24 protein-coding genes are annotated in these 25,842 nt (G+C 64.1%); 8 read left to right on the forward strand and 16 right to left on the reverse strand.

All coding sequences use genetic code 11. From position 1 onward, the window contains the following. Positions 1–95: 95 nt before the first annotated feature. The gene (arfB, locus tag AC0L2J_RS32595) at positions 96–518 is read left to right on the forward strand and encodes an alternative ribosome rescue aminoacyl-tRNA hydrolase ArfB (protein ID WP_473395699.1); all 423 of its coding nucleotides are present in this window, start codon (positions 96–98) and stop codon (positions 516–518) included. Between the two features lie 112 nt (positions 519–630). Next, positions 631–2,442 (forward strand): DNA mismatch repair endonuclease MutL, encoded by a 1,812-nt coding sequence (gene mutL, locus AC0L2J_RS32600; protein WP_473395700.1) that lies wholly within the window; start codon positions 631–633, stop codon positions 2,440–2,442. Between the two features lie 108 nt (positions 2,443–2,550). Here mutL and rsmD read toward each other — a convergent pair whose 3' ends face one another. Together rsmD and AC0L2J_RS32610 are read right to left on the reverse strand one after the other, a co-directional pair. Beyond that, complete coding sequence (rsmD, locus tag AC0L2J_RS32605; protein ID WP_473395701.1) at positions 2,551–3,105, reverse strand: 16S rRNA (guanine(966)-N(2))-methyltransferase RsmD; 555 nt, start codon at positions 3,103–3,105, stop codon at positions 2,551–2,553. A gap of 2 nt (positions 3,106–3,107) precedes the next feature. Then, a complete protein-coding gene (locus tag AC0L2J_RS32610) occupies positions 3,108–5,276 on the reverse strand; it encodes a pseudouridine synthase (RefSeq protein WP_473395702.1) in 2,169 nt (722 codons plus the stop codon). A 119-nt stretch (positions 5,277–5,395) separates the two neighbouring features. Between AC0L2J_RS32610 and AC0L2J_RS32615 the strand changes: the two genes are divergently transcribed. After that, positions 5,396–5,854, forward strand: coding sequence for a nucleoside deaminase (locus AC0L2J_RS32615; protein WP_007596901.1), 459 nt, complete (start codon positions 5,396–5,398; stop codon positions 5,852–5,854). Here the strand turns inward: AC0L2J_RS32615 and AC0L2J_RS32620 are convergent. The 3 genes from AC0L2J_RS32620 to AC0L2J_RS32630 form a co-directional block, all read right to left on the reverse strand. Then, entirely contained in the window at positions 5,851–6,756 is a 906-nt protein-coding gene (locus AC0L2J_RS32620; RefSeq protein WP_473395703.1) for an alpha/beta fold hydrolase, read from the reverse strand. The two genes, AC0L2J_RS32615 and AC0L2J_RS32620, sit on opposite strands and share 4 nt — an antisense overlap. A gap of 170 nt (positions 6,757–6,926) precedes the next feature. Next, entirely contained in the window at positions 6,927–8,210 is a 1,284-nt protein-coding gene (gene purD, locus AC0L2J_RS32625) for a phosphoribosylamine--glycine ligase (RefSeq protein WP_473395704.1), read from the reverse strand. Between the two features lie 137 nt (positions 8,211–8,347). After that, a complete protein-coding gene (locus AC0L2J_RS32630; RefSeq protein WP_473395705.1) occupies positions 8,348–8,623 on the reverse strand; it encodes a hypothetical protein in 276 nt (91 codons plus the stop codon). Between the two features lie 353 nt (positions 8,624–8,976). Here AC0L2J_RS32630 and AC0L2J_RS32635 point away from each other — a divergent pair, with 353 nt between their 5' ends. The 3 genes from AC0L2J_RS32635 to AC0L2J_RS32645 all read left to right on the forward strand — a co-directional run bounded on the left by AC0L2J_RS32635 (position 8,977) and on the right by AC0L2J_RS32645 (position 13,442). Then, positions 8,977–10,047 (forward strand): RelA/SpoT domain-containing protein, encoded by a 1,071-nt coding sequence (locus tag AC0L2J_RS32635; RefSeq protein WP_473395706.1) that lies wholly within the window; start codon positions 8,977–8,979, stop codon positions 10,045–10,047. A 245-nt stretch (positions 10,048–10,292) separates the two neighbouring features. Further along, a complete protein-coding gene (locus AC0L2J_RS32640) occupies positions 10,293–10,871 on the forward strand; it encodes a hypothetical protein (RefSeq protein WP_473395707.1) in 579 nt (192 codons plus the stop codon). 282 nt (positions 10,872–11,153) lie between these two features. Beyond that, entirely contained in the window at positions 11,154–13,442 is a 2,289-nt protein-coding gene (locus tag AC0L2J_RS32645; RefSeq protein WP_473395708.1) for a KAP family P-loop NTPase fold protein, read from the forward strand. A 260-nt stretch (positions 13,443–13,702) separates the two neighbouring features. Here the strand turns inward: AC0L2J_RS32645 and AC0L2J_RS32650 are convergent, their stop codons facing one another. From AC0L2J_RS32650 to AC0L2J_RS32660, 3 genes are all read right to left on the reverse strand, one after another. Further along, positions 13,703–14,002 (reverse strand): winged helix-turn-helix domain-containing protein, encoded by a 300-nt coding sequence (locus tag AC0L2J_RS32650; protein WP_473395709.1) that lies wholly within the window; start codon positions 14,000–14,002, stop codon positions 13,703–13,705. Next, positions 14,002–14,556 (reverse strand): hypothetical protein, encoded by a 555-nt coding sequence (locus AC0L2J_RS32655; RefSeq protein WP_473395710.1) that lies wholly within the window; start codon positions 14,554–14,556, stop codon positions 14,002–14,004. The genes AC0L2J_RS32650 and AC0L2J_RS32655 overlap by 1 nt, the downstream gene beginning before the upstream one ends. A 337-nt stretch (positions 14,557–14,893) precedes the next feature. Further along, a complete protein-coding gene (locus AC0L2J_RS32660; protein WP_473395711.1) occupies positions 14,894–16,003 on the reverse strand; it encodes an alpha/beta hydrolase in 1,110 nt (369 codons plus the stop codon). A gap of 137 nt (positions 16,004–16,140) precedes the next feature. Between AC0L2J_RS32660 and xseA the strand changes: the two genes are divergently transcribed. Continuing rightward, complete coding sequence (gene xseA, locus AC0L2J_RS32665) at positions 16,141–17,763, forward strand: exodeoxyribonuclease VII large subunit (protein WP_473395712.1); 1,623 nt, start codon at positions 16,141–16,143, stop codon at positions 17,761–17,763. 244 nt (positions 17,764–18,007) lie between these two features. Here the strand turns inward: xseA and AC0L2J_RS32670 are convergent, their stop codons facing one another. Both AC0L2J_RS32670 and AC0L2J_RS32675 read right to left on the reverse strand, forming a co-directional pair. Continuing rightward, entirely contained in the window at positions 18,008–18,244 is a 237-nt protein-coding gene (locus AC0L2J_RS32670) for a hypothetical protein (RefSeq protein WP_473395713.1), read from the reverse strand. 121 nt (positions 18,245–18,365) lie between these two features. Next, the gene (locus AC0L2J_RS32675) at positions 18,366–19,190 is read right to left on the reverse strand and encodes a dienelactone hydrolase family protein (protein ID WP_473395714.1); all 825 of its coding nucleotides are present in this window, start codon (positions 19,188–19,190) and stop codon (positions 18,366–18,368) included. Between the two features lie 174 nt (positions 19,191–19,364). Between AC0L2J_RS32675 and AC0L2J_RS32680 the strand changes: the two genes are divergently transcribed. After that, positions 19,365–19,592: a DUF2093 domain-containing protein gene (locus AC0L2J_RS32680; RefSeq protein ID WP_007596922.1), complete on the forward strand. Its 228-nt coding sequence runs from the start codon at positions 19,365–19,367 to the stop codon at positions 19,590–19,592. Positions 19,593–19,770: 178 nt separating this feature from the next. Here AC0L2J_RS32680 and lpxK read toward each other — a convergent pair whose 3' ends face one another. Genes lpxK through AC0L2J_RS32710 form a run of 6 tightly spaced genes read right to left on the reverse strand, consistent with a single transcriptional unit; the run spans position 19,771 to position 25,310 of the window. Next, positions 19,771–20,787, reverse strand: a complete 1,017-nt coding sequence (gene lpxK / locus AC0L2J_RS32685) for a tetraacyldisaccharide 4'-kinase (protein ID WP_473395715.1) — start codon at positions 20,785–20,787, stop codon at positions 19,771–19,773. After that, positions 20,780–22,126, reverse strand: coding sequence for a 3-deoxy-D-manno-octulosonic acid transferase (locus AC0L2J_RS32690; protein ID WP_473395716.1), 1,347 nt, complete (start codon positions 22,124–22,126; stop codon positions 20,780–20,782). The genes lpxK and AC0L2J_RS32690 overlap by 8 nt, the downstream gene beginning before the upstream one ends. Beyond that, complete coding sequence (locus AC0L2J_RS32695) at positions 22,089–22,802, reverse strand: lysophospholipid acyltransferase family protein (RefSeq protein ID WP_007614948.1); 714 nt, start codon at positions 22,800–22,802, stop codon at positions 22,089–22,091. The genes AC0L2J_RS32690 and AC0L2J_RS32695 overlap by 38 nt, the downstream gene beginning before the upstream one ends. Next, a complete protein-coding gene (locus tag AC0L2J_RS32700) occupies positions 22,799–23,041 on the reverse strand; it encodes a DUF4170 domain-containing protein (protein ID WP_007596929.1) in 243 nt (80 codons plus the stop codon). The genes AC0L2J_RS32695 and AC0L2J_RS32700 overlap by 4 nt, the downstream gene beginning before the upstream one ends. A gap of 60 nt (positions 23,042–23,101) precedes the next feature. Continuing rightward, a complete protein-coding gene (locus AC0L2J_RS32705) occupies positions 23,102–23,920 on the reverse strand; it encodes a 3'(2'),5'-bisphosphate nucleotidase CysQ (RefSeq protein WP_473395717.1) in 819 nt (272 codons plus the stop codon). Continuing rightward, positions 23,907–25,310, reverse strand: a complete 1,404-nt coding sequence (locus AC0L2J_RS32710) for a TldD/PmbA family protein (protein ID WP_473395718.1) — start codon at positions 25,308–25,310, stop codon at positions 23,907–23,909. The genes AC0L2J_RS32705 and AC0L2J_RS32710 overlap by 14 nt, the downstream gene beginning before the upstream one ends. Positions 25,311–25,842: the final 532 nt, after the last annotated feature.

Here is a 25,842-nt window from a genome sequence, read left to right on the forward strand (position 1 = left end):
CCCTCCCCCACAAGGGGGGAGGGAATGGATAGAGCGCGGCAAATTTCGCTCAAAGCAGATATGTTGCGCGCGCGAATCCTTTTCCTGGTGCCACCATGCTGCGGATATCCCGCGATCTCGTCATCGACGAGGACGACATCGAGATCGGCTTTGTCCGCGCCTCCGGCCCGGGCGGACAGAACGTCAACAAGGTCGCGACCTCGGCGCAATTGCGCTTCGACACTCGCAAGCTGACCATTCCGGAGGATGCCGCGCTGCGCCTTGCCCGACTCGCAGGGCAGCGCATGACCAAGGACGGCGTGATCGTGATCCAGGCCCAGCGCTTCCGCACCCAGGAGCGCAACCGCCAGGACGCCATCGACCGCCTTACGGAGATGCTTGGCGAAGCCATGATCCGGCCCAAGCCGCGGCGCGCGACAAAGCCGACCTTTGGCTCCAAGCAGCGCCGGCTCGAGGGCAAGAAGCGCCGCAGCGACATCAAATCCAAACGGGGCGGCGGCCGTGGCATCGACGACTGAGAGAGCCTGCTCGGTGGGCGCGGTGTGTCATGTGGGTAGTCCGGACCTGGCCCATGCATTTGGCGGCTTGAGCGGCTAGATTGGGCGCCTGAACACCGCCTTGAGTTCCTTCATGCCCGTCCGCCAACTGCCAGAACAGGTCGTCAACCGCATCGCCGCCGGCGAGGTGGTCGAACGTCCCGCGAGCGTAGTCAAGGAACTGGTCGAGAACGCCATCGATGCCGGCGCAAGCCGGATCGACGTCTTTACCGATGGCGGCGGGCGTCGGCGGATCGGCATCACCGACGACGGCGGCGGCATGACCGCCAGGGACCTGTCACTGGCGGTCGAGCGTCACGCCACCTCCAAGCTCGATGATGAGGACTTGCTGCAGATCCGAACGCTTGGATTCCGCGGCGAGGCGCTGCCCTCGATCGGCTCTGTGGCGCGGCTCTCCATCACCACGCGGCATGCCAGCGGGCCGCATGCCTGGGCGCTCAATGTCGAGGGCGGCGAGAAGTCGGAGATCATGCCGGCCGCGCTCGCACATGGCACGCGGGTCGAGGTCAACGATCTCTTCTACGCGACGCCGGCGCGGCTGAAGTTCTTGAAGACCGACCGGACCGAGGCGGAAGCGATCCGTGAGGTGGTGCGGCGCCTCGCGATGGCGCGGCCCGAAATCGCCTTCACGCTCGCGGGCGAAGAGCGCGCCCCGGTGACCTGGGCTGCGGCACTGCCCGGCGTCGCCGGTCGCCTCACGCGTCTCGGCGACATCCTGGGGGCAGAGTTCCGCAGCCATGCCATCGAGGTCCATGCCGAGCGCGAGGGCGTGGTGGTCGCCGGCTATGCCGCAGGACCCGCGCTAACCAAGGCCAACGCGCTCGGGCAATATCTCTTCGTCAACGGCCGCCCGGTGCGCGACAAGCTGATCCTCGGGGCGGTGCGCGGTGCCTATGCCGACTATCTGCCGCGCGACCGTCATCCGGTGCTGGCGCTGTTCGTCACGCTCGATCCGCGCGAGGTCGACGCCAATGTGCATCCGGCCAAGACCGAGGTGCGGTTTCGCAACGCCGGCCTGGTACGCGCGCTGATCGTGCACGGATTGAAGGAAGGGCTTGCGCGGGAGGGCCGGCGCACCGCCGCCAACAGCGGCGAAAGCGCGCTGTCGTCGTTCCGCCCCGCATTCACGCCGCGCCCGGCAAGCTGGGACTGGCGGGCGTCGCCATCCGCCCCGGTGGCGCCGATGCCGTCATTCGAAGGCTCCGCTGCGCCCGCCTTCGCCGAGCGCGCACAGGCCGCGTTCGACGTCGGCGCGCCCAGTGCGGACGTGCGGATCGAGAGCCAGCCCGTCGGCGACCTGGTCGACCGTCCGCTCGGCGCGGCCCGCACCCAGATCCACGAGACCTATATCGTCTCGCAGACCCGCGACGGCTTGATCATCGTCGACCAGCATGCCGCGCATGAACGCATCGTCTACGAGCGGCTGAAGGCTTCGCTGTCGGCCAACGGCGTGCAGCGGCAGATCCTGCTGATCCCCGAGATCGTCGAGATGGACGAGGCCACGGTGGAGCGCCTGCTCGAGCGCAGCGAGGAGCTGGCGTCGTTTGGCCTTGCGATCGAGGCCTTCGGCCCCGGCGCGGTCGCGGTGCGCGAGACGCCGTCGCTGCTCGGCAAGACCAACGCAGGCGGGCTCTTGCGCGATCTTTCCGAGCACATGGCCGAGTGGGACGAGGCGCTGCCGCTGGAGCGCCGGCTGATGCACGTCGCCGCCACCATGGCCTGCCATGGCTCGGTACGCGCCGGCCGCAGACTGCGGCCGGAGGAGATGAACGCCCTGCTCCGCGAGATGGAGGACACCCCGAACTCCGGCCAGTGCAATCACGGCCGCCCGACCTATGTCGAGCTGAAGCTGAGCGACGTGGAGAAGCTGTTCGGGCGGAGGTGACAGTGCCGTAGGGTGGGCAAAGGCGCGCAGCAACGTGCCCACCATCTATCCACGATCCCAACAGAGTTGGTGGGCACGCTTCGCTTTGCCCACCCTACGGCAGCGAGACTACGGCCGCCTCAAAAACACGAACTCCGTGTCGTCATAAGCGCGCCGCTCCAATTCCTCGAAGCCCTCCGGCGTGACGAACTGCGCAGCCTTCGCCTCTTCCACCACGAGCAGCGCGCCCGGCGTCAGCCAGCCGCCGTCGCGCAAGCTCGCGAGCGCCTTCTCCGCAAACCCCTTGCCATAGGGCGGATCGAGGAACACCAGCGAGAAAGGCTCGACCGGATGGGCAGGGCCGAGATCGGTGGCATCACGACGATAGACTTTTGTCACGCCACCCAGGCCCAGCGTCTCGACATTATTCCGCAGCAGGGCGCGCGCTTCCGCGCCGTTGTCGACGAACAGCACGAATTTCGCGCCGCGAGACGACGCCTCGATGCCGAGCGCGCCGGTGCCGGCGAAGAGATCGAGCACGCGCGCATCCGCAATCGGATCGTCATAGGCATGCACGAGGATGTTGAACACGGACTCGCGCAGGCGGTCCGCCGTGGGGCGGATGTCGCGCGAGGACGGTGAGGCCAGATTGCGCCCCTTCAATCGACCGCCGACGACGCGCAACGTCAGTCCTCCTTCGGCGCCAGATCGCGCTTGCCGTGATAGCCGCGCTTGGGACGGCGCGGCGGACCGTAGCCGCTCGCCTCAGCCTCGTTACGCTCGCGCGCTTCCTCGCTGCCGGTGCGCTGCACCAGCACGCGACGGCCCTTGCGGTCGTTGATCACGCCGCGCTTGCTCGCCGGCTTCTTCTCGCGCGGCGCGTCGTCCCCCTCATGCGAGGCAGATTTCTGCGGCACGTCGAACTGCGCGCCCGATTTCTCGATGATCTTTTCGCCGAGCTGGTCGCGCAGCACGCGGGACTTGATCTCCTCGACCTGGCCTTCCGGGACTTCGCCGAGCTGGAACGGGCCGTAGGAGACCCGGATCAGTCGGTTCACCTCGAGCCCGAGATGGGCGCAGACGTTGCGCACTTCGCGGTTCTTGCCCTCCCGAATCGCGAACACCAGCCAGACATTGGCGCCTTGGTCGCGCTCCAGCGTGGCGTCGATCGGACCGTATTTGACGCCCTCGATCTCGATGCCGTTCTTCAGCTCGTCGAGTTGCGCCTGCGTGACGTCGCCATGGGCGCGGACACGGTAGCGGCGCAGCCAGCCGGTGTCCGGCAGTTCGAGCGTGCGCGCGAGCCCGCCATCATTGGTGAGCAGCAGCAGGCCCTCGGTGTTGAAGTCGAGCCGGCCGATCGAGATCAGCCGCGGCAGACCTTCCGGCAAATTGTCGAACACGGTCGGACGCCCCTCGGGATCGTCATGCGTCGTCATCAGGCCGCGGGGCTTGTGATAGAGGAACAGCCGCGTGCGCTCGCGCTCCGGCAACGGCTTGCCATCGATGGTGACGACATCGTTCGAGGTGATGTCGAGCGCCGGCGAGTTGATGACGCGGCCGTTGACGCTGACGCGGCCCTGCGTGACCATCTCCTCGGCATCGCGGCGCGAGGCGAGGCCCGCACGCGACAGCACCTTGGCGATACGCTCGCCGGCCTTCTTCGGCTTGGCCTCTTCCTCGCGGCGCGGCCGCCGCTCGGAATCACGATCGCGCTCGCGATAGGCGCCGCGGCCACCGAAGGCCGGACGCTTCTCGAAGATCCTGCTCTCATCCTCGTTTTCGCGGCGTGGACGATCGCCGGAACGCGCTTCGCTGCGGGGATGCTCGTGCCAGTCGGAGCGGCCCTCGGAGCGCTCGCGCGGACGATCGAATTTCGGGCGATCGCCGCCGCGATCGAAGCTCGGACGATCATCGCGTGGACGATCGAATTTGGGACGATCGAATTTGGGCCGCTCGCGGAACGGACGATCACCCGATGGACGATCGTCGCGCGAACGCGAAAAGCGCGGACGGTCGTCGCCGCCGCCTTGCCGATCGTCGCGCTTCTGCCAGGGCTTGTCCTGACCGCGGTCGCTGCCGCCAAAATCCTTGCGCGGACCCTTGCTGAAGTCCTTGCGCGGCGGCCGGTCGCCGCGCGGAGCCGCATCGCGCTTCTGCCAGGGTTTCGAATCGCTGCGCTCGCTGCGATTGCGGTCCGGTGCGCCGCGCGAAAACTTCCGCTCGCCGTCGAACTTGTGTTCCGGACGGTCGCCACGCGGCGCGTAAGGTCGCTTGTCGCCAAACTTCGCGTCACCGGTTCGGCCGGCCGGACGGGACTCGTCGCGATCCCTGCGCGGCGGACGGTCATCACGCCCATAGGACGGGCGATCACCGCGCGGCTTGAACGGCCGCTTCTCGCCATCGCGCGAGGAGCGATCAGAAAATGGGCGGTCGCCACGGGGCTTGAACGGGCGCTTCTCGCCGTCGCGCGACGGACGATCGGAAAACGGACGGTCTTCACGCGGCTTGAAGGGCCGATCGCCACGCGGCTTGAAGCTGCGCTCGCCACGATCCTCGCCGCGCGGCCGGTCTTCGCGCGGCCGGTCTTGGCGCGGCCGGTCTTCGCGATTGAACTTCGGGCGGTCGCTGAAGTCGCGGCGGGGCGCATCACCCTCCTCGCGGCGGCGGACCGGACGGCTGTCGCGGTCGCCGCGGGGCGGGCGGGCATCGCCCTTGCCCTCGAAGCCGCGCTTGGCGAACTTCTTGTCGGGCCCGCGGGGCTTGCCGGAGCGGCCCTTGGCCGGACCGCCCTTGGCCGGGCCGCGATCGCGACGGCCGCGGGAATCGTTGTCTTTGTCGCTGTCGCGAGGCATGAATAATCTCACTCAGGGGGTGGCCAGAAAGCATTGTGCGCGCTCGTCTCGAGCCGCATGCTCAGGCAAAATCGGTAAGCACTTCTGCTGAAGGCGCAGCTACTAGCAGGTTTCTGGCGATGATACGAGGCTTGAAAGCCCCCTCTTTCATGGATTTGGCGCTCAAAACGGCCGAAAACGCCGGAAAGGCGGGCGAAGTTCCGATCGGATGCGTCGTGGTCCGCAATTACGAGGTCATTGCCACCGCGGCGAACCGGACGCTGACCGATTACGACCCCACGGCTCATGCCGAGATCGTTGCGCTGCGCGAGGCGGCCAAAAAAATCGGCAGCGAGCGCCTGGTCGACTGCGACCTCTACGTGACGCTGGAGCCCTGCACCATGTGTGCGGGCGCGATCTCGTTTGCAAGGGTGAGGCGCCTGTATTACGGCGCCGCCGACCCCAAGGGCGGCGCGGTCGAGTCCGGCGTGCGGTTCTTCACCTCGCCGACCTGCCATCACGTTCCGGATGTCTATTCCGGGGTCGGCGAAAGCGAGGCGGCGCGGCTGCTCAAGGACTTCTTCCGGGAGCGGCGCTAAGGCGCGGCAAAGAACTCGCGCAGCGCCTTCGCGGTGACGTCGGGGTTCTCCTCGGTGAGGAAGTGGCCGGAATCCACGGGATGGCCCACGACGTTGGTCGCCCATTGCTTCCAGATGTCGAGCGGGGTGGCGGCGGCTTGCGCGATGCCGGCATTGCCCCACAGCGCCAGCATCGGAATGGTGATCTTGTTGCCGGCCTCGAAATCGGCCTTGTCGAGATCGTAGTCGACATAGGCGCCGGCGCGGTAGTCCTCGCACATCGCGTGGACGCGGGCGGGATCGCGGAACGGGGCGATGTAATGTTCGAGCGCGCGCTTGTCGATCGCATCAAGCGTCTTCGTTTTGGTCTGGCTCGCCATCTTGAAGCGCAGGAAGAACTCGCCATTGCTGGAAATCAGCGTCTCCGGCAACGGCGCCGGCTGCGCCAGGAACGTCCAGTGATAGATCTTCAGCGCATAGGCGCGGTTCATCCGCTCCCAGTAATTATAGGTCGGCAGGATATCGAGCACCGCAAGCTTCGACAGCCGGCCGGGATGATCGAGCGCCAGCCGATACGAGACGCGGCCGCCGCGATCATGGCCGGCGAGCGCGAAGTGCACGTGGCCGAGTTGCTCCATCGCCTCGACCATGGCCTTGGCCATCGCCCGCTTGCTGTAGGGGATGTGCAGCGCATCGCTCTCGGGCATGTCGGACCAGCCATAGCCGGGCAGGTCGGCGATGATCAGCGTGAACCGGTCGGCCAGCTGCGGCGCGACGCGGTGCCACATCACGTTGGTCTCGGAGAAGCCGTGCAGCAGCAACAGCGGCGGGCCGTTGCCGCCGACGCGGGCGAAGATGCGGCCGAAGGAGGTGTCGATCCATTCGGAGGCGAAGCCGGGATAGAGATCGGCGAGATCGGACATCTTCTGCATCCTTATCTGTCAGCGTGGGATCTGTTCGGTCCTGAGAATGCCCCAAAACAAAAAGTCGAAAAACAACCCCATGCACAGTAGCTAAGCCCAACAGCCGCCTACGTAATTTCGGAGTGCCGACGGGCAGGACCGAAATTGCGCGGGCGCGCGAAAAAAGCCTGTCAGCCCTTGGCCTTCTCGGCGTCCACCGCCTGCCAGCCGATGTCGCGGCGGCAGAAACCTTCCGGCCAGTTGATGCGGTCCACGGCCTGATAGGCACGGGCCTGCGCCTCCGTCACGGTCTTGCCGAGCGCGCAGACATTGAGCACGCGGCCGCCATTGGCGAGGATGGCGCCGTCCTTCTCGACCGTGCCGGCGTGGAAGATCTCGGCGGTCTCGACCTCTGAGGCGTCATCGAGCCCCTCGATCCGCGTGCCCTTCTGATAATCGCCGGGATAGCCCTTCGCGGCCATCACCACCGTGAGCGCGGCCTCCGGATGCCAGCGCAGGTCAAAGTTCTTCAGCTGCCCGTCGCAGGCGGCGAGGAAGGCCGGCACGATGTCCGACATCATCCTGAGCATCAGCACCTGGCACTCGGGATCGCCGAAGCGCACGTTGAACTCGAACAGCTTCGGGCCCTGCGTCGTCAGCATGATGCCGGCGTAGAGGATGCCGCGGAACGGCGTGCCGCGCTGCTTCATGCCTGATACCGTAGGCCTGATGATCTTGGCCATGATCGCGTCGTGGATCGCCGGCGTGACCAGCGGCGTCGGCGAATAGGCGCCCATGCCGCCGGTGTTCGGGCCGACGTCGTGGTCGAACACGCGCTTGTGGTCCTGCGCGGAGGCCAACGGAATGGCGGTCTCGCCGTCGCACAGCGCGAAGAAGCTGATCTCGCGGCCCGGCAGAAACTCCTCGATCACGACCTCGGCGCCGGCCTCGCCGAAGCCGCCCTCGAACATCATGGCGATGGCGTCCTCCGCCTCGCGCACCGACTTGGCGACGACGACGCCCTTGCCGGCGGCAAGTCCGTCGGCCTTGACCACGATCGGCGCGCCCTGGCTCTGGACGTAAGCACGCGCATCGGCGGCGTTGGTGAATCGCTCATAGGCGCCGGTCGGAATGCCGAATTCGGTGCACAGCGCCTTGGTAAAGCCCTTCGAGCTTTCGAGCTGGGCGGGGATTTTGTCCGGCCCGAACGCCTTGATACCGGCGGCGGTGAGGTCATCGACGATACCGGCCGCCAGCGGCGTCTCCGGGCCGACCACCACGAGCTCGACCGCGTTCGCCTTGCAGAAGGCGATCACGGCAGCATGGTCGGCGATGTCGAGCGCCACGCATTCCGCCTCGCGCGCGATCCCGGCATTGCCCGGCGCGCACCAGAATTTGGTCACCAGGGGAGAGGCTGCGATCTTCCACGCCAGGGCATGTTCGCGGCCGCCGGAACCGAGCAGGAGAATGTGCATAGAAGGCCCAGAATGTGGGGTTTGCGGGGGGCGGAGGGCGCACTAATCGGGGCGGGTCTCAAGGGGGGCTGGCCCCGAACTCCCCGTCATTCCGGGGCAGGCTTGCGCTGCCCGTTCTTCCCCTACGGGGGCGAATGCTAATTCGCGCGTAAGTGGGTATTTGGCAAACCGAGCCGTTCGTTCTGGCGATTGGTGCATTCTGCGATTGCAGCTCTCATACCGAAGTCAGGCACATCACCCGGCGCATATCGCCGCGTTTGCTGCCGGTAGCAGTCATCGAAGAACTTCTTGTTCTCCGGATTGCCGCCGCTTGCGAACCAATAGATCATGTAGCCAACCGCAAAGACTCCCCATGCCATAATTATTAGGCTGCACCCGCTTTCCTTTTTCAGCGCGTCGAGAAATCCATTCATCTGGGATTCCGTGCCTCCATAGAGAATTACGGTGAAGCTGCATTAAATTCCAAGCGAAAGCATCATTGGCGCTATTTAGTGCACTTTCACCGTAATCCCCCGTAATTCGGCTTGATGCGTCGGGCAAAACAGGCGCATAATGCTATTATTCCGAAACCACACACACGCGGCAAGCGCCTCACCCACGTGAGCCTGCATCTGTCGACATCGACGCTCCTTCCCCGAGGAGAGTTATCACTTTGAATGCACATGACCACAGGTTTATAACGCGCCTCCCACACGGAGAACGCGTCCCCCTCGATGTGCTCCGGCAGTGGACCGAAAGCGGGTCTGTTGAGGCGGCATTAAAAGCCATGGCAAAGCAGGAAGAATTGCCCCATTGGGGCTCAAAGGGTGCGATTAATCGCGCTGGCGACGCGCTCCGTGGCGGTAAGTTGGAACCAGCACAGGCAACTATTCTAGAATCATGGAGGATGGCCCATCGCGATGTGATCAACTCGTTTCAGTCACTCTTGCGGGCCAGAGCCAAGAACTTGGATGTGCAGGTGGCGCAGCGATTGAAGCGCCGCTCAACGATTATCGACAAACTGTCACGCCATGACGGAATGCAGCTTGCTCGCATGGATGACGTGGCTGGCTGCCGGCTGATATTTCCTAGTATCAAAATGCTCCACGAATTTCGTTCCAAGGTCCATCATGCAAAATTCAAGCATATCCGCAAAAACGAGAGAGATAAGTACAACTACATAGAAAGACCTTCGGACCGCGGCTACCGGGGCATCCACGACATCTACGAACACAGGTCCAAGTCAAAGAAGGGGAATCCGAAGTGCGACGGCCTCCTTATTGAAATTCAGTACCGAACGAGCACTCAGCATGCATGGTCTACAGCCGTCGAGGTCGTAACTGAGGTCACCGAGCATGAACCAAAATTCGATCGTGGCGACCGACGCTATGTCGAGTTGTTTCGGCTAGCCAGCGAAATGCTTGCTAGGACTCTGGAGGAATGCCCACCACGATTGTTTCCCGATCTAAGCAACAAAGAACTGTATGTCGCGTTCGAGAAGCTAAATGGCGAAATTGGTGTGATGCATATGCTTGTCAATTTGGTCTTAAACGATTGGGTAGGAGACCATATAGAGGCAGACCACATCATCTTGCATATCGGCAAGAAGCACGGGTTTAAGCTTTATCAGTTCGATCTGGAATTGGAGGCGTCTTCCAAGCTACTTGAACTCGAAAAGGAATTTCCGGAAGACAACATTGTCTTGGTGGGTGCCCGAAACGTCGAAGAAGTAAAATCAGCATTCAGAAATTACTTCAACGATGTGAGGGATTTTCTGGGTATGATGATGCGAGCATACAAGATGCTCGATCCGGAGACACATGCCGCAAGGATGGCTGAATATGGCATTCAACAATGAGCGAGGAGTTTGATGGAATTATGTGACAGCACTGCCACCGTAATCCGAATTGAACACCGAACGAACAGAGGTCGAGAGGCAACGAATAGGACGTCTTTGGAATCGGCGATTCATTTTTGCTGCGGCCCGTTTAGGCAGATAAAGTCTGCTCCCGCAGTGGCCTGGCGACGATGAGTGCAAAAGGCCCCATACAGTTTGACCTTCTCAGCAACGCTAGGGACTCCCTTAAGCGGGCCGTGGAGTTAATGGCTTGGGGCGATATGACCTCCGACCACGCTAGACTCAAACACGCCATTACTAATGCAGCTCACACAATCGAACTGTTGCTGAAAGAGCGCCTGCGCCGCGAACATCCCGCGTTCATTTGGCAAAACGTCGATAAGTTTCGTAGCCTTCAGGCTCTTACTGTTACCCCAGAAACTGCCGTCAGCCGCCTGACTACATTATGCAATGTTACCTTCTCAGAAACAGATAAAACGAGCCTTCTCGCTCTCCGCACGACGCGGAACGCTATCGAACATTATGAGTGGCACGCTTCAGAAGTGGAGGCGAAAATCATCGTGGGCAACGCCCTAAGCTTCGCGCTGGGTTTCGCCGAAGAGCATCTTGGGATAGACCTGTCGGCCGAATTTAAGAACGACGACACATGGCGCATGTTGATTGAGCAGGCTCACGAATTCGCGCAAGCGCACAGTGCTCGCATCGCAACGAAGGCCTCCGACGGATTTCTTATGCGCTGCGATCAATGTGAAACTGAGACGGTGACCAGCGGGGGGAGTTGTCTTCTATGTGGACACTGGCAGGAAACAGGCGTTTTCAATTAGCGCCCGAGTCGATCAAGCAAGCGCGAACTAGTTTCAAAAGCCAAAGCGTCAGTCGACATGGTTTGGTGCACTATCATCGTAAACCATATTCGAGCGATGATGGCGCGATTTGGCAGTGAAGAGAAGCCCTTAGCTGAACTGATGGTTGGCTCGGTCATTGAAGCTACGAGCGCGCCGCAGCAATGCCGTCGTCTGGCAGTTCATTTGGGCGTGACTCACGGTAGGCAAAGCCGTAGCCTCGGGTGATCGTTTAAGTTGTCGGTCTGACGTCCGAGATTGTTGATGGATGCCCAAAGCGTGCAAGCATCGCGCCCGCCTCTAACCGGCGACAAAGCCCTTGTCTCGATAGATGATGACGAGTTTGGGCTCAATGAAACCATTGCTCGATTGTCCAATACGCTCGCGACTATGGTTCGCGGCGACGGATACGCGCTCGGCATTGAAGGCTCATGGGGGAGCGGAAAATCCACATTTGTCAATTTTATAAGCGAGCGGCTGGAGAGAATCTCAGGGCAACGTGTGCTTCGCTTCGAGCCGTGGCTCATCGGCGACAAAAGCGTGCTTATTGCCGCGTTCTTTGGTTTGCTGGCGACCGAGATCGATAGGATCGAAGAATCATCCGAATTCGGGTCGTCTTTCACGTCCTGGCAACTGCGCCGCGCCCGAACAAAATTGTCTAAGTCTATTCGGAAGTACGGGAGATATATCGGAGCGTTAGCGGGACCTGTTGGCGGCGCCGCATCGCTAGATCCGAGCGGCACCACTGCACTGGCGGCAATAGGGCTCAAGGGACTTGATAGGCTTATACCGTTCTTCGGAAATGCGGTCCCGCTCGAAAAACTGAAGGCCGAAATCGTTCAAGGGCTGAGAGAGCTGCGGCGAACGCATTCGGAAATCAGGTTTACCGTCGTCATTGACGACTTGGATCGTCTGCCTCCTGAAGAGGCTGTAGAGGTCTTACGCATGGTGCAAAAGGTGGCCGATTTTCCCTGCATCACGTACCTGATCTGCTACGACTCCAACGTATTGTCGGAACAGGTCCGCCATACGTTGCAGGTTGAGGATGGCCGTCGCTATACCGAAAAGATACTTCAGGAAGTCATTCACATCCCGCCGCAAGAGCCTTTCGCTCTCCGAAGGGCCCTCAAGAGGAAACTCAAGCAAGCTTTTCCTAAGGAGTTTGAGAGGATTCAGGGAGACCGCGATGCAGAGTACCGGCAGCATCTGTTCTTTGATGTTTGGGGTGGTACTTTTCTAACAACACCGCGGGACGTCGCCCGGCTATTCGATGCCGTTGCCTTAAGCTGGCCTCTGCTGCCACTCGAGTCGGACTTCTGCGATTTTCTGTGGCTGCAATTGCAGAAACTCAAATCGTACGAGATGTATACTTGGACTCGCGAGTATCTTCAAAATGTCGGTGCATATCGCGACGGGGGCCGCGCCGGAGACACCCAGCCTGGCGAAATGGCTCAATCTCTGTCAAAGCTGATGGAGAAGCATGGTTGGGCAAGCCGCGCATATATCTCTGGTATCAATAGCTTTCTCCCCGGCGTGGGTTCGTTCGCATTTGATGATGAGAGTAAGCGAAAGGTCTTTGACTTTACGCGTGACGAGCTGGGAAATTTCGAAGCCAAACACAGATTGGGAAGTCCGAGCCACTGGCGGCAATATTTTGCCTTTGAAGCACCATCATACGCGCTGAAGGATGGCGATCTTGTCGCATTTCGCAAAGCATGCGCGACCAGCGGAGGAAGAGCCAAGGCGTTCCTGTTAGAGTTGCTAAAGCGAGAGCATGAACGAAGAGGGCACTTCGTTGACCTACTGCTGGATCGACTTTTGGATCAACCCGCGGGCTCACTTTCGACGTCCGAAGCAGATGGCATGGCTTGGGCATTTGCGCTGACAATGGACGAATTGGCGGTCGAGACCGTGGGCATCCAGGAATTTGGGAGGAGTGAACTCTGGCGCAAAGCAGTTCATTTGGTGGAGAAGAATAAGCCGTCGAATTTCTCCGACATCGTAACCAGAGGGAAAGCCATCAATTGGCTGTCCCATTTGGTCCGCGATCTGGGCTTTGCCCACGGTCTACCGACGGGCAACAGATCCTACCCTGAAAACCAATGGCTCAGCCGTGAGGCGCTTGATGAAGCTGTGATACTCATCACCCGACGATACGAAACGTTCGGTGTGAAGAGGATAATCACCCTGCCGAGCCCCTTGGACGCACTCTATTGCTGGGTTCAGCTCGGCAACGCGTCCATTGCGAGGCAGTATATCGCTGCAGCAACTCGTGACGATGGGGGCTTTTTAAGTGCCCTCCAGGCAATGCGCGGTTGGCAAAGCAGCTCAGACACGGGCGTAACCCATCCGCTGCGCGACGATGTCGTCGGACTTTTCCTCGATAAGGGAGAGGCATTCTCGCGTTTGGAAGTGTTGGCAAACGCAGGTCGTCCGCGCGCGACTCGTAGAAAGGCCTCAGCGCTCTTGAAAGCTTGGCAAAGAAACGACAGTGCCAGGCAACCCGTGGCCGAAATAACAATCGACGATGCAAGCGACGAGCAAGTTATGTGAGAGTACGGGCAGTCCCCCCTCAAGTATTACTGCTTCTCAAGGACGCGATCTTGTGAGTTGCCATCGGGCTCGGTGGAGCAACGGGGCGAGGCGCGGAGCCCTCGGCATAGCGCGCACCGGACAAGGGTTCGCAGAGACGTCTGGCAAAATGAAGACTCTCGCTACGGGAAAGACCCGACGCGAAACGCAAGCTCGCTACTCCTTTCGATGCCGACGTCGTTAGTTCGTGGTGCCACCCGACGGTACGGCTTGGCGACGGCCTACCCCTGCTTCCCCGCAATGATCTCCTGCAACGTCGCCACATGCCGCGCGAACGCGCCTCGGCCAGTCGGGGTTGCGGTGACCGTTGTCTGCGGCTTCTTGCCGACGAATGCTTTCTCCACCGAAACGTAACCGGCCTTGGCCAGCGTCTCGATATGCGCACCGAGATTACCGTCGGTGGCGCCGGTCAGCTTCTTCAGGCGCGCGAACTCGAGGCCGGCGGTCGCAGGCAGCGCGTTCAGCGCCGCCATGATCTTCAGCCGCAACGGCTGGTGGATGATGTCATCGAGCTCGGCCATCAGATCCGTCGCATCCAGAGGCCGCCGAGGATCAGGCCTCCGCCATTGACGAAGGCCATCCAGAGCGGGAACGCCTCGCCGATGTAGAAGTAGCCGATCAGCGTCAGCGCGGAGATGCCGAGACCGATCGCCATGAAGGCATAGCCGAACCAGAGACCCGCCAGCGAATAGAACAGCATGAAGTAGAGCGGCCAGAACGTGCCGAGCTGGCGCGGGCCGAAATGACCGAGCAAATTGGTGCAGAGATAACCGAAGGCAAAGAACAGCACGAACACCAGAAGCAGCCTGACGTTGAACGCGGCGCCATGGGAGTGATGCGGCGGATTGAAAATGCGCAGCGCCACCAGACCGCCGGCGCCCAAAACGTCCGCGGCAACCCAGGCGTAGACCGCATAGACCGGCCACAGCCAGGTCACGAGATTGGCCGCGAACACCAGGACGCCCCACCAGACGGCGGCGTGGCTCGCCAGCTCATAGAGCTGCGATTGCTTCACGCGCTGGACGATGTCGTCGATGTCGGCCAGCGCCGCGGACGCCTCCTTGCTGTCGATCATGTCGTCCCTTTCTGTCCCTGGGCTATCTCGTATGACGCTCGGTGACAGCTGAGCAAGCGCCTCGTCCTTCGAGACGTCAGGCGGACTAGGCGGCCTGCTCCGGCCTCTCCCGCTTGCGGGAGAGGCCGACGCGACCCGGGCGATGCGCCAGCATCGTCCCGCGCGCGGCGGGTGAGGGCTCTCTCCACTTGGGGATTTTTTCCGCAATTCTCGACGATCCCATCGCGGCGACAGCCCTCTCCCCAGCCCTCCCCCGCTAGCGGGGGAGGGAGCCTACCGCCGATGCCGCTCCATCGTTCGCTCTCATATGCGGTTACCCTGTCATCAACGGGGCGCATCATGACTGCCCTGCCCCGCGCGTTGCGACGTCGTCGGCGATGACCGAGATCGCCTTCGGGTTGGTGACGATGCCCATGTGGTTGATGCCGTCGATGATCTTGACGTCGACCGACGGTTTGATGGCCTGCACGGTTTCCGCATATTTATCCGAGATCATCATCTCGTCCTCGGCGCCGCCGAAGATGGTGATGGGGCGCGTCGTGGCCGGAAGATCGACGCGATAGCCGCGGGTCGCGAAATTGCGCATCAGGCGATCGGAATAGGTGGCGACGAGATACTTTGCCGAAGTCGCGGGAACGGCGAGCGCGAGCACCGGAAGCTGCGCACAGCAGTCGATGCCGAGCTTGCGCAGTGCGGCGAGCGCGAAGAGGCGCGGCAGGTCGGCATTGGCCCAGCCGCCGGCATGCGGCTTGTTGGTCGGCGCGTCATAGCCGAGATAAGGCGCGAGCAGCACGGTGCGCACGAACATGTCCTGCATGATCGGCGTCGCGGCGACGCGCAGCGAGAAGCCGGCGCCGGCGGAATGGCCGATCAAGGTGAGCGGCAGCTCCGGCGCGGTCTTGCGGACCTCCGCGACGAAGTCGACGAGGTCGTCCTCAAGCTGGCCGACATAGCCGATGTCGCCGCGCGTGCCGGAGCCGCCATGGCCGCGGATGTCGAGCGCCCAGGTCTCCACGCCGCGCGCGGCGATCGCATGGGCCAGGGCATGATTGACGGTGCCGCTGGAGCCGGACGAGCCGTGGATGAAGATCGCGCCACGGCCGGTCGCGGGACCGGAGCCATTTCCGTTCCGATGGGATCGGAACGGGGCTCCGGATTCTTGTTTTGACGCGTTTTCTTCACGCGAACCGGCTTCCACTTCGCTTGAAAACGCTTTGGCAGCGTAGTGGCGGAAGCCGATCCAGGTGCCGTCGCGGGCCTGGAAGCGCTCCAGCGGCGGGAGGGTGGTCCAGTCGATGCCCTTGGCGGAGTCGGAGACCGATTTCATCTCCGGTGGTCGCTCGAGCGGGGTCGCGATCATGGCGGCCAGGATCAGCGCCACGCCGCCAACCGCACACAGGGCCCATTTCAGCCCGCTCAGAACGCCGCGTAGCAGTCGTATCGCCATGATCCACTCCCCTCAAACTGATCAACCATAGAGAACTCTATAATACAGAGTACTCTTCTGATCAATCCCCGGATTGGCGCGGCGCTGCAAAAATCCTTAACGTCGGGTCTGATCCCAACATGCCGAATCGTTTGCCGATGCCTTCAGCGGAACCCCTGCTCAACACTCCCGAATTCACCGTTTCCGAGCTCTCGCAGTCCCTGAAACGGACGGTCGAGGACACCTACGGCCATGTCCGGGTCCGCGGCGAGATCTCCGGCTTCCGCGGGGCGCATTCCTCCGGCCATTGCTATTTCGCGCTCAAGGACGAGAGCGCCAAGATCGAGGCGGTGATCTGGAAGGGCGTGCACGGCCGCATGCGCTTCAAGCCCCAGGAGGGGCTCGAGGTCATCGCCACCGGCAAGCTCACGACCTATCCGGGCTCCTCGAAATACCAGATCGTGATCGAGGCGCTGGAGCCGGCCGGCATCGGCGCGCTGATGGCGCTGATGGAGGAGCGCAAGCGGAAGCTCGCCGCCGAAGGCCTGTTCGACGAGGCGCGCAAGCAGCTGCTGCCGTGGCTGCCGGAGGTGATCGGCGTCGTGACGTCGCCGACCGGCGCCGTGATCCGCGACATCCTGCATCGGCTGGAGGACCGCTTTCCCCGCCACGTGCTGGTGTGGCCGGTGAAAGTTCAGGGCGAAGGCTCGGCCGAGCAGGTCGCGGCTGCGATCCGCGGCTTCAATGCGATTGCCCCGGGCGGCAGGATTCCGCGGCCCGACGTGCTGATCGTCGCGCGCGGCGGCGGCTCGCTGGAGGATCTGTGGTCGTTCAACGAGGAGATCGTGGTCCGCGCCGCGGCCGAGAGCATGATCCCGCTGATCTCGGCGGTGGGGCATGAGACCGACATCACGCTGATCGATTTCGTCGCCGACAAGCGCGCGCCGACGCCGACCGCGGCGGCCGAGATGGCGGTGCCGGTGCGCAGCGATCTCTTTGTCGAGGTCGGCGATCTCGGGCGACGCACCCGCGCCTATTGGCTGCGCAGCCAGGAGAGCCGTCGCAGCGAGCTGCGTGCGGCCGCGCGCGCGCTGCCGGCCGCCGGCGATCTGCTGGCGATCCCGCGCCAGCGGCTGGATTCGGCGGGGGCGTCCCTGCCCCGCTGCCTCAAGGCCAACACGCATGCGCATTTCCGCAGGTTCACCGCCGCAGGCGCCAAGCTGACGCTGCGGGTGCTGCATGGCCAGATCGCGCAGGCCGATCATCGCCTCACCGTGTGCGGCGAGCGGCTCGGACTGTCCACACGCTCGCTGCTGCGGCGACGGCGCGACCGCTTCGCCGGGCTGGAGGTGCGGTTGCGCGCCTCAAAGCTCTCCAATGCGCAGGCGCAGCGCAACGCGATCGCACGCCAGCGCGAGCGCACGCATCGCCTGGCCGAGCGCGCGGGCCGCGCGCTGGTGACGCTGTTGCAGCGGCTCGATGCCCGCGTCGAGAACAGCGGCAAGCTGCTCTCCGCGCTGTCCTATCGCGGCGTGCTCGCGCGCGGCTTTGCGCTGGTGCGCGACGAAGCCGGCCATCCCCTGCATGCGGCGGATGCGATCGGCCCGGGCGCGAGGGTCGAGATCGAATTTGCGGATGGCCGTGTGGGTGCGACTGCGGATGCGGATCGGCCTGCGGCCACAGCGAAGCGCGCGCCTTCGCAAGGCAAGGCGGCGGCGCAAGAGGCAAAGCCCGCGCCGAAGCGCGTCGGCAAGCCGGTGGATCAGGGGAATTTGTTCTAGGCGGGGAGAGGCGCAACATTCTCGGTGTCATTCCCCGCGAAAGCGGGGAATCCAGTACGCCGTGGCTTCTCGGTGAATCACAACCGTCCCGGCGTACTGGATCGCCCGGTCAAGCCGGGCGATGACAGTGGTATGTGGGACGCGTGCCACGAACTCGCTGTCGTAGCCCGCATGAGCGTAGCGACATGCGGGACCAGCGGCCCCGGATATCGCTACGCTCATCCGGGCTACAAGACTGCGCGTCTCAGCGGCAGGACAATCCCGCGTCGATCGTGGTCCAGAAGCCGCAATGCTCCGGCGCGCCGGCATGGGCTTCGAAGGAATGGGCTTCGAACAGGAAGACCGCGACGGTGAAGACGATCAGGGCGGAGGAGAACAGGGCGAAGCGGTTGCGCATGGCATTGCGTTTAATCGACATCGTGGTCGAATGATGGCGTTGCCACGGGTTGAAACCATCACGGCGCGCGGTCCGTAGATTCACGGTCGGCCCCGCTGCGGTGGAGCGTGTAGCCCGGGTGGAGCGGAGCGTAATCCGGGGTTCGCGCCACACACAACGACCTTCCCGGATTGCGCTTCGCTCGATCCGGGCTACGGCACTGCCATTACCGCGCCAGCCACTCCGCGACTTCCTTCTGCGACTCCGCGCGCGCCTGCGCATCGGTGCCGAGATGGCCGTGCTCGGGTGCGGCGGCATCAAGGCTGCCACTCGCGGCATGCACCGGCGTGTTGGCGCGGTCGAAATCGTGATAGGCGCCGGGATAGACCACGATCCGCGCGAGCGCGCTGCGGCCATGCGCACCATCGACCATCTGGCGGCAGGCCGGCGGCGACGAGACGTCGTCATTGCCGCCGATCAGCACCAGCGTCGGCACCCGTGTGCTCCAGCCCAGGCCTGCGGAAATCCGGCAGTCCGGATAGAACGCGATCGCGGCGCGGAAATCCGGGCCCACATCGCGCGCGAGGCTCTGCGGACGCACGGCCCAGAGCAGCGCGCTGGCGCCATTCGCCCATCCCATCAGGCTGACGCGGTCGCGCGCAACCCAACTCTGCCGCATCAACCAGGCGCGCGACGCCGCGATGTCGGTGACGCGTTCGCGCCGCGCCTTGACGTGCATCTCCTTGACGCGGCATTGCGGCCCGAGCTCGCGCGAGCCGTAGCTGTCGGGGAGCAGGACGGCGTTGCCGGATCTGAGCAGCCGCTCGGCCCAGTCGCGATAGCGCGGCAGGACGGAATCGGAATGGCCACCGAGACCGCCGCAGCCGTGGAGCGCAATCACGGTCGGAAACGGCCCGGTGCCCTCGGGCTTGTAGAGCTGCGCATGCAGCACGCCGGACGCGAGCGGAATCTCGACCGGCTGCGGCGCCGGCGACGCTTGCGCGGCCGAGATCAGGAACGTCAGGAACAGGGCGGTGAACGGAAGGCGCATCGAACTTTGCCGTTGGATCCTTCGCTCAAGCACTATCATGCGGAAACGGCGCCAAAACATCACAAACCGGTGGGTTTACCGGGCGGACAAGCCACCCTATTTATGCTACATCCCATCCAACACATCGTGCCCTCCATGTGATCCCGGAGCGGCCTTCCACGGAGACTTTCGACCGTGCTGAACAAGTTCGGCCCCTCGGGCCATGGCGAAGCGCAGGTGCAGTATCTCGACGGCGATTTCCGCGTGATCTCGCCGGGGACGTTCGTGCGTTGCGCGATCACCGATACGCGCATCCCGCTCGACGAGTTGAAATACTGGAGCGTGGATTTGCAGGAAGCCTACGCCACGCCCGCCGCCGTGCTCGAGCGGCATTATCCGGGCGCGCCCAAGCCGCAAGCGTGAGGCCGGGGGCGGTTGTTTCATTGAAGTCTCCTGATCGTGTGAGATCGATAGGAGCCCTGCGATGAATGTCGCCTGAATGGCGGTGCTGTAGGGTGGGCAAAGCGCAGCGTGCCCACCACATCACATCAATCTCGAACAAAGATGGTGGGCACGCTTCCGCTTTGCCCACCCTACGAGATCATCGCCTTGAGAACCGCCGCTCCCGCGCCTTGTAGAGATGGTCGCTGATCAGTTGCTTGAGCGCGGCCGGGTCGTCGAACTCGAGCTGGACGGCGAACGGCACGATGTCGTCCGGCACGCCTTCGCGGCCGTGCAGGCGCGCGAGATCTTTTTCCGTCGTCACCAATGTTTGCTGCTCGCGCCGGGCCTCCGCAGCGAGGGCTGCGATCTCGTCGTTCGAGAACATGTGATGATCGGCAAAGGCACGCGTAGCCGCGACCTCGATGCCGCCAGCGCGCAAGCTGCGGAAGAACCGCTCGGGATCGCCGATGCCGGCGAACGCGAACACCGGCTTGCCCAACAGTCTTGCAACCGACCCGGCGTCGGGTGTCAGCCGCGCGCGCAGCGCCGGCTTGTTGCGCTTGGCTAGCTCGGCGGCGAGATCGTCGGCGGCGCGGCCGCCGCCGATGATCACCAGCGCGTCGGTGCGCGCGAGCTGCGCCATCAGCGGCGCACGCAGGGGACCGGCCGGAAACACCCTGCCGTTGCCGAGGCCGCGCTCGCTGTCGATCACGATCAGCGAGGTGTCCTTGAGAAGACGCGGGTTCTGGAAACCGTCGTCCATCAGGATCACGGTGGCGCCTTGCGACTTCGCCAGCACGACGCCGTCGAGGCGGTCGCGCGCGACCGTGACAGAGACGTCGCGCGCCATCATCAGCGGCTCGTCGCCGATATCGGACGCGGTGTGACGCATCCGGTCGACCATCACCGGGCCCTTGAGGCTGCCGCCATAGCCGCGGCTGAGCACCACCGGCGTCTCGCCGAGCTCGCGCAAGAGCTTGGTCAGCGCCAGCACGGTCGGCGTCTTGCCGGCGCCGCCGACATGGTAGTTGCCGACGCAGATCACGGGGATGCCGGCGTCGACGCCCTCGCGCAGCATCCGCCGTTCGGTGATCGCGCCATAGAGCGCACCCAGCGGCCCCAATGCGTAGGATTCGAGCGAACGTGGCCGGTACCAGAAGGCCGGCTCACGCATTGGCGGCCCCCATCTCGATCCGCAACTGCAGAAGATAAGGCTCGAGCGCGGTCATGGTGCGGTTGAGCGCGCCGCCGAGATCCTCGACCACGCCGGCGCCCGACTGGTGGATCTTCTGGCGCAGGGCAGGATCGGCCAGCAGCTGGCCGAGCTGCTTGATCAGCAGTTCCTGCGTGTCGGCCTGGCGCGCGCCGCCGCTGCGATCGAGCGCCTCGTAGACATCGGCGAAATTGAAGACGTGCGGACCATGGACAATGGCCGCGCCGAGCTTGATCGCTTCGATCGGATTCTGGCCGCCATGGTGGATCAGCGATCCGCCCATGAACACGATCTCCGAGAGGCGATAGAACAGGCCGAGCTCGCCCATGGTGTCCGCAATATAAACGTCGGTGGCCGCCGTCGGCAATTCGTCGCGCGAGCGCAGGGCCGGCTTCAGGCCCGACGCCGTGATCAGGCCCGTGATCGAGGAGCCGCGATCCGGATGGCGCGGCACGATCACGGTGAGGAGCTGCGGGAAGAAACCGCTGAGGCTGCGATGCGCCGCCACCAGCATCTCCTCCTCGCCCGGATGGGTCGAGGCCGCGACGATGACCGGACGCCCGCGCGTCATCGCCATCAGCCGTTCGAGCTTGGCGGGATCGGCCGGGGGCGCCGGCACGTCGAGCTTGAGATTGCCCGTGGTGACGACGTCGCGGCCGCCGAGCGCCGAGAAGCGCGCGGCATCGGTCTTCGACTGCGCCAGACAAATGTCGAAACGCGACAGCAGCGCCGAGATGGTGCCTTGCATGCGGCGCCAGCGCGGGAACGAGCGCGGCGACATCCGCCCGTTGATCAGCACCATCGGCACGCGGCGCGCGGCGCCGGCCAGGATCAGGTTCGGCCACAGATCGGATTCGATGAACAGCGCCAGCGACGGCTTCCAATGGTCGAGGAAGCGCGCGACATAACGCGGGGAATCATACGGCACGTATTGATGGATGACGTCGGGTGGAAAGCGCTTTGCGACAATTGCGGCCGACGTGACGGTGCCCGAGGTGAGCAGAATGCGCAGGTTCAGATCGCGCAGGCGCTCGATCAGTGCCGCCGCGGCGAGGACCTCGCCGACGCTGGCGCCGTGAATCCAGACCAGCGGACCGTGCGGCCGCACGTCCCGGGACAGGCCGCGTCGTTCGCCGACGCGCGCGGGATCTTCCTTGCCCTGCTTCAGGCGCCGCTTGATTAGCACAGGCGCGAGCGGCACCAGGCCGCGCGCCAGGCGCCGGTACATCCGCAGCGTCAACGGCAGCGAGCCGGGCAGCGATTTAGGCATCTGCAGGTCCCGGCCGGCCGAGTTGCGCATAGGCGCGGCGGGTCGCCTCGTTCAAGGTCTCTTCCAGCTCGAGCCGCAGCGCTTCCATGGTGGCGGCGTTCGCATCCGGCGGAACGTGGATTTCCTTGATGCCGACCAATGCGCCCCGCCCGAACGGCAGGTTGATGGTGGTACGGTCCCAGTTCTTGAGCCGGACGAAGCGGCTGGTCGCCATCGCAAAAGGCATGATCGGCCGCCCCGATTCCCGTGCCAGCATGATGATGCCGAGCCCGGCCACGCGCGAGCGCTTGGGGACGTCGGCGGTCAGCGCGACATTACAACCGTCCTGGAGCGTCCGCACCATTTCCTTGAAGGCACCGACCCCGCCCTTCCGGTGAAACGCGCCGCCATGGTCGCCGGACCCGCGGATGGTGCCGATGCCGAGCCGCTCGGCGGCAATCGCGTTGAACTCGCCGTCGCGGTGACGGGAGATCAGGACCCTGGCCTTGTACCAGTCCTTGTTCTTGATGAAGGGGGTGAGGAAATGCTGGCCGTGCCAAAAGGCGAAGATCGCCGGGATCTGCGGCTCGACGCGGTCATAGACGTCAGGTGGATCGAACGTGAATTTGTTCGTCCACCAGACCAGACGCAGATATTCCGCCGCCAGGATTCCGACGGCACGCTGAACGAAGCTGCTCCTCAGCGTATTGCGAAGCAGCTTTTTCAACGCGCCGGTTCTTGATTCGGGTCGAGCAGCCGGTGGAGATGGACGATGAAATAGCGCATCTGCGCGTTGTCGACCGTGCTCTGCGCCTTGGCCCGCCAAGCGGCGTGCGCGGTCGCATAGTTCGGATAGAGGCCGACGATCTCGACGTCGTCGAGGTTCTTGAAGGTGTTGTGCTCGAGATCGACGAGCTCGCCGCCGACGACGAGGTGGAGCAGTTGTTGCGGGGCACTATCTGGCATCGGTTCTGTTCCTAACGGGCTGCCCGGCAAAGCAGTGTTCGACAAGCACGAGAAAGCGCTTCACGGCAAGGGGCGGTTTCGAAAATGCGAGACAATGCTCGCATGACGATCGCGACCCGCTGCCACCAGCACCCCATGCGTGACTTGCCGGCGGTTATAGAGGATGGGATCTCCGGAGAGATCGCTCATCCTACCATCGGCTTCCTGCACGATCAAATCGGCCGCCGCAAGGTCCCAATCATGACTGTTGCCGCCCGCAAAAGCCGCATCCAGCGCGCCATGGGCGACCCGGCACAAACGCAGCGCGAGCGAACCGATTCGCGGATGCAGCGTGATCTCGCCCAGCGACGGCTTCAGGCGCTCGACCAGGGGCTTCGGACCCGCGACACGCGAGAAGTCGAGCCCGGATCCCGCCGTCGCCTGCACCGGCCTGTCGTTGAGGGTCGTGCCGTGGCCGCGGGCGGCGAAGAAGAACTCATCGCTGGTCGGCGCGAACACCGCGGCGAGAACAGGCGAGGCATCCTCGACCAGCGCGACGCTGACGCACCATTCGTCGTGGCCGTTGAGGTAGTTGCGGGTGCCGTCGATGGGATCGACGATCCAGGTCAGGCGCCGCGTCAGCCGCACCTCGTCGTCGGCGCTCTCCTCCGACAGCCAGCCATAGTCGGGCGTCGCCGCGCGCAGGCGCGCTTCCAGGAGATCGTTGACGGCAATGTCGGCTTCCGAGACCGGCGAGGACGCGCCCTTGGTCCACTTCTTCAGCTCGGTGCGGAACATCGATTGCGCGAGTGCGCCCGCCTCCCGCACCGTGTCTTGCAGCAGCGCCGCGTCGCGTGTCAGGATGGCTTCACCTGTTGCGTTCGCGTCAACGTCCGCCAAGCGTCAAACCCTCGATGCGCACCGTCGGCGCGTTGACGCCGTAGCGGAACTCGAGATTGTTCGCCGGCTGCATCGACTTGAATATCTCGAACAGATGGCCGGCGATCGTCACCTCGCTCACGGGATAGGTGAGTTCGCCGTTCTCGATCCAGAAGCCGGAGGCGCCGCGGCTGTAATCGCCGGTCACGCCGTTGACGCCCGAGCCGATCAGATCGGTGACGTAGAACCCCTGCTTGATGTCGGAAATCAGTTCGGCCGGCGTCGGCGTGCCGGGTTCGAGATGCAGATTATACGGCCCGGGCGACGGCGAGGAGGAGACGCCGCGATGGGCATGGCCGGTGGTGGTGAGACCGAGCTCACGCGCGGTGGCGCAATCGAGCAGCCAGGTCGTCAGCACGCCTTCGTCGATCAGCGCGATCTTCTTCACGGCAACACCTTCGGCGTCGAACGTCTGCGAGCGCAGGCCGCGTTTGCGTAAGGGATCGTCGATGATGCGGATGTTCTTGGCGAACAGCTGCTGGCCGAGCTTGTCCTTCAGGAAGCTGGTCTTGCGCGCGATCGAAGCGCCATTGATGGCGCCGACGACGTGACCGACCAGCGAGCCCGCGACGCGCGGATCGAACACCACGGGCACCTTGCAGGTCTCGACCTTGCGTGGATTGGCGCGAGCGACGGTGCGCTCGCCCGCGGAACGGCCGACGATCTCCGGCGACAAGAGGTCGGCACCATGCGGCGCCGAGGTGAAGTCGTAGTCGCGCTCCATGCCGGTGCCGTCGCCGACAATGGCGGTGGCGGAGATGCCCTGGCTGGAACGCAAATAAGAGCCGTGGAAGCCGGTGCTGGTGACGAGCACCATGCCGCCCATGCCGGCGGAGGCCGAGGCGCCGCCGGATTTGGTCACGCCCTTCACACCGAGCGCCGCAGCCTCGGCTTCGAGCGCGCGCCGCTCGAGCTCCGAGGTCGCGGGCACGTCGGGGTCGAGCAGATCGAGATCGGGGAAGTCGCGCGCGAGCAGTGCGGGATCGGCAAGACCGACATATTTGTCGTCGGGCGCGACACGCGCCATCGCAACCGCTCGCTCGGCAAGCTTGGTCACGGCATCGCCGCTGGCATCGTTGGTCGAGACCACCGCCTGGCGCCGGCCGACCAGCACGCGCAAGCCGACATCGTCGCCCTCGGAACGTTCGGATTCCTCGACCCGGCCGTCGCGCACCTCGACGCCTTGCGAGACGCCACGCACGGCAACCGCATCGGCCGCATCCGCGCCGGCGCGCCTGGCAGCATCCACCAGCCGCTGCGCGAGATCGGAGAGCGCAGACTGATCGAATAGGTCGCGACTGGCTGTGGACGAATCCTTGGGCGAAAGCGTCGAGCTTGGTGAAGGGTTCACAAACGAAATCCTGTTGGGGCGGGCTGCGGGACCGGAACCCACAGATGTGCCCTGATTGCGCGGACTTCAAGCATTTTCAGCCCACCAAGAGCTCAGATTCGCACCTTGCGCGCAACGTCTCGTCAATCATGCGCGCCAAGGTCTTGTCAATCATGCGCGGCGGTGAGGTTGGATTAACCAGCCTTTTTAAGCGGTTTCGGAAAGGCGCGCGCTAAGGTCCTCACATCGACCGGGAACATAATCCCGGCGGGGAGAACGAAAGCCGTGAGGCGTCAAACAGCAACAAGCGGGATCGCTCCCGCCGGGGGGGGGGGGGGGGGGGGGGGGGGCCCCCCGCCCCGGGCGGGGGGGGGGGGGGGGGGGGGGGGGGGGGGGAGGCCCGGGGGGGGGGGGGGGGGGGGGGGGGGGCGCGCGCGGGGGGGGGGGGGGGGGGGGGGGGGGGGGGGGGGGGGGGGGGGGGGGGGGTGTGGGGGGGGGGGGGGGGCGGGGGGGGGGGGGGGCGGCGGGGGGGGGGGGGGGGGTGGGGTGTGGG

The organism is Bradyrhizobium sp. MV1.5 (genome assembly GCF_055807615.1).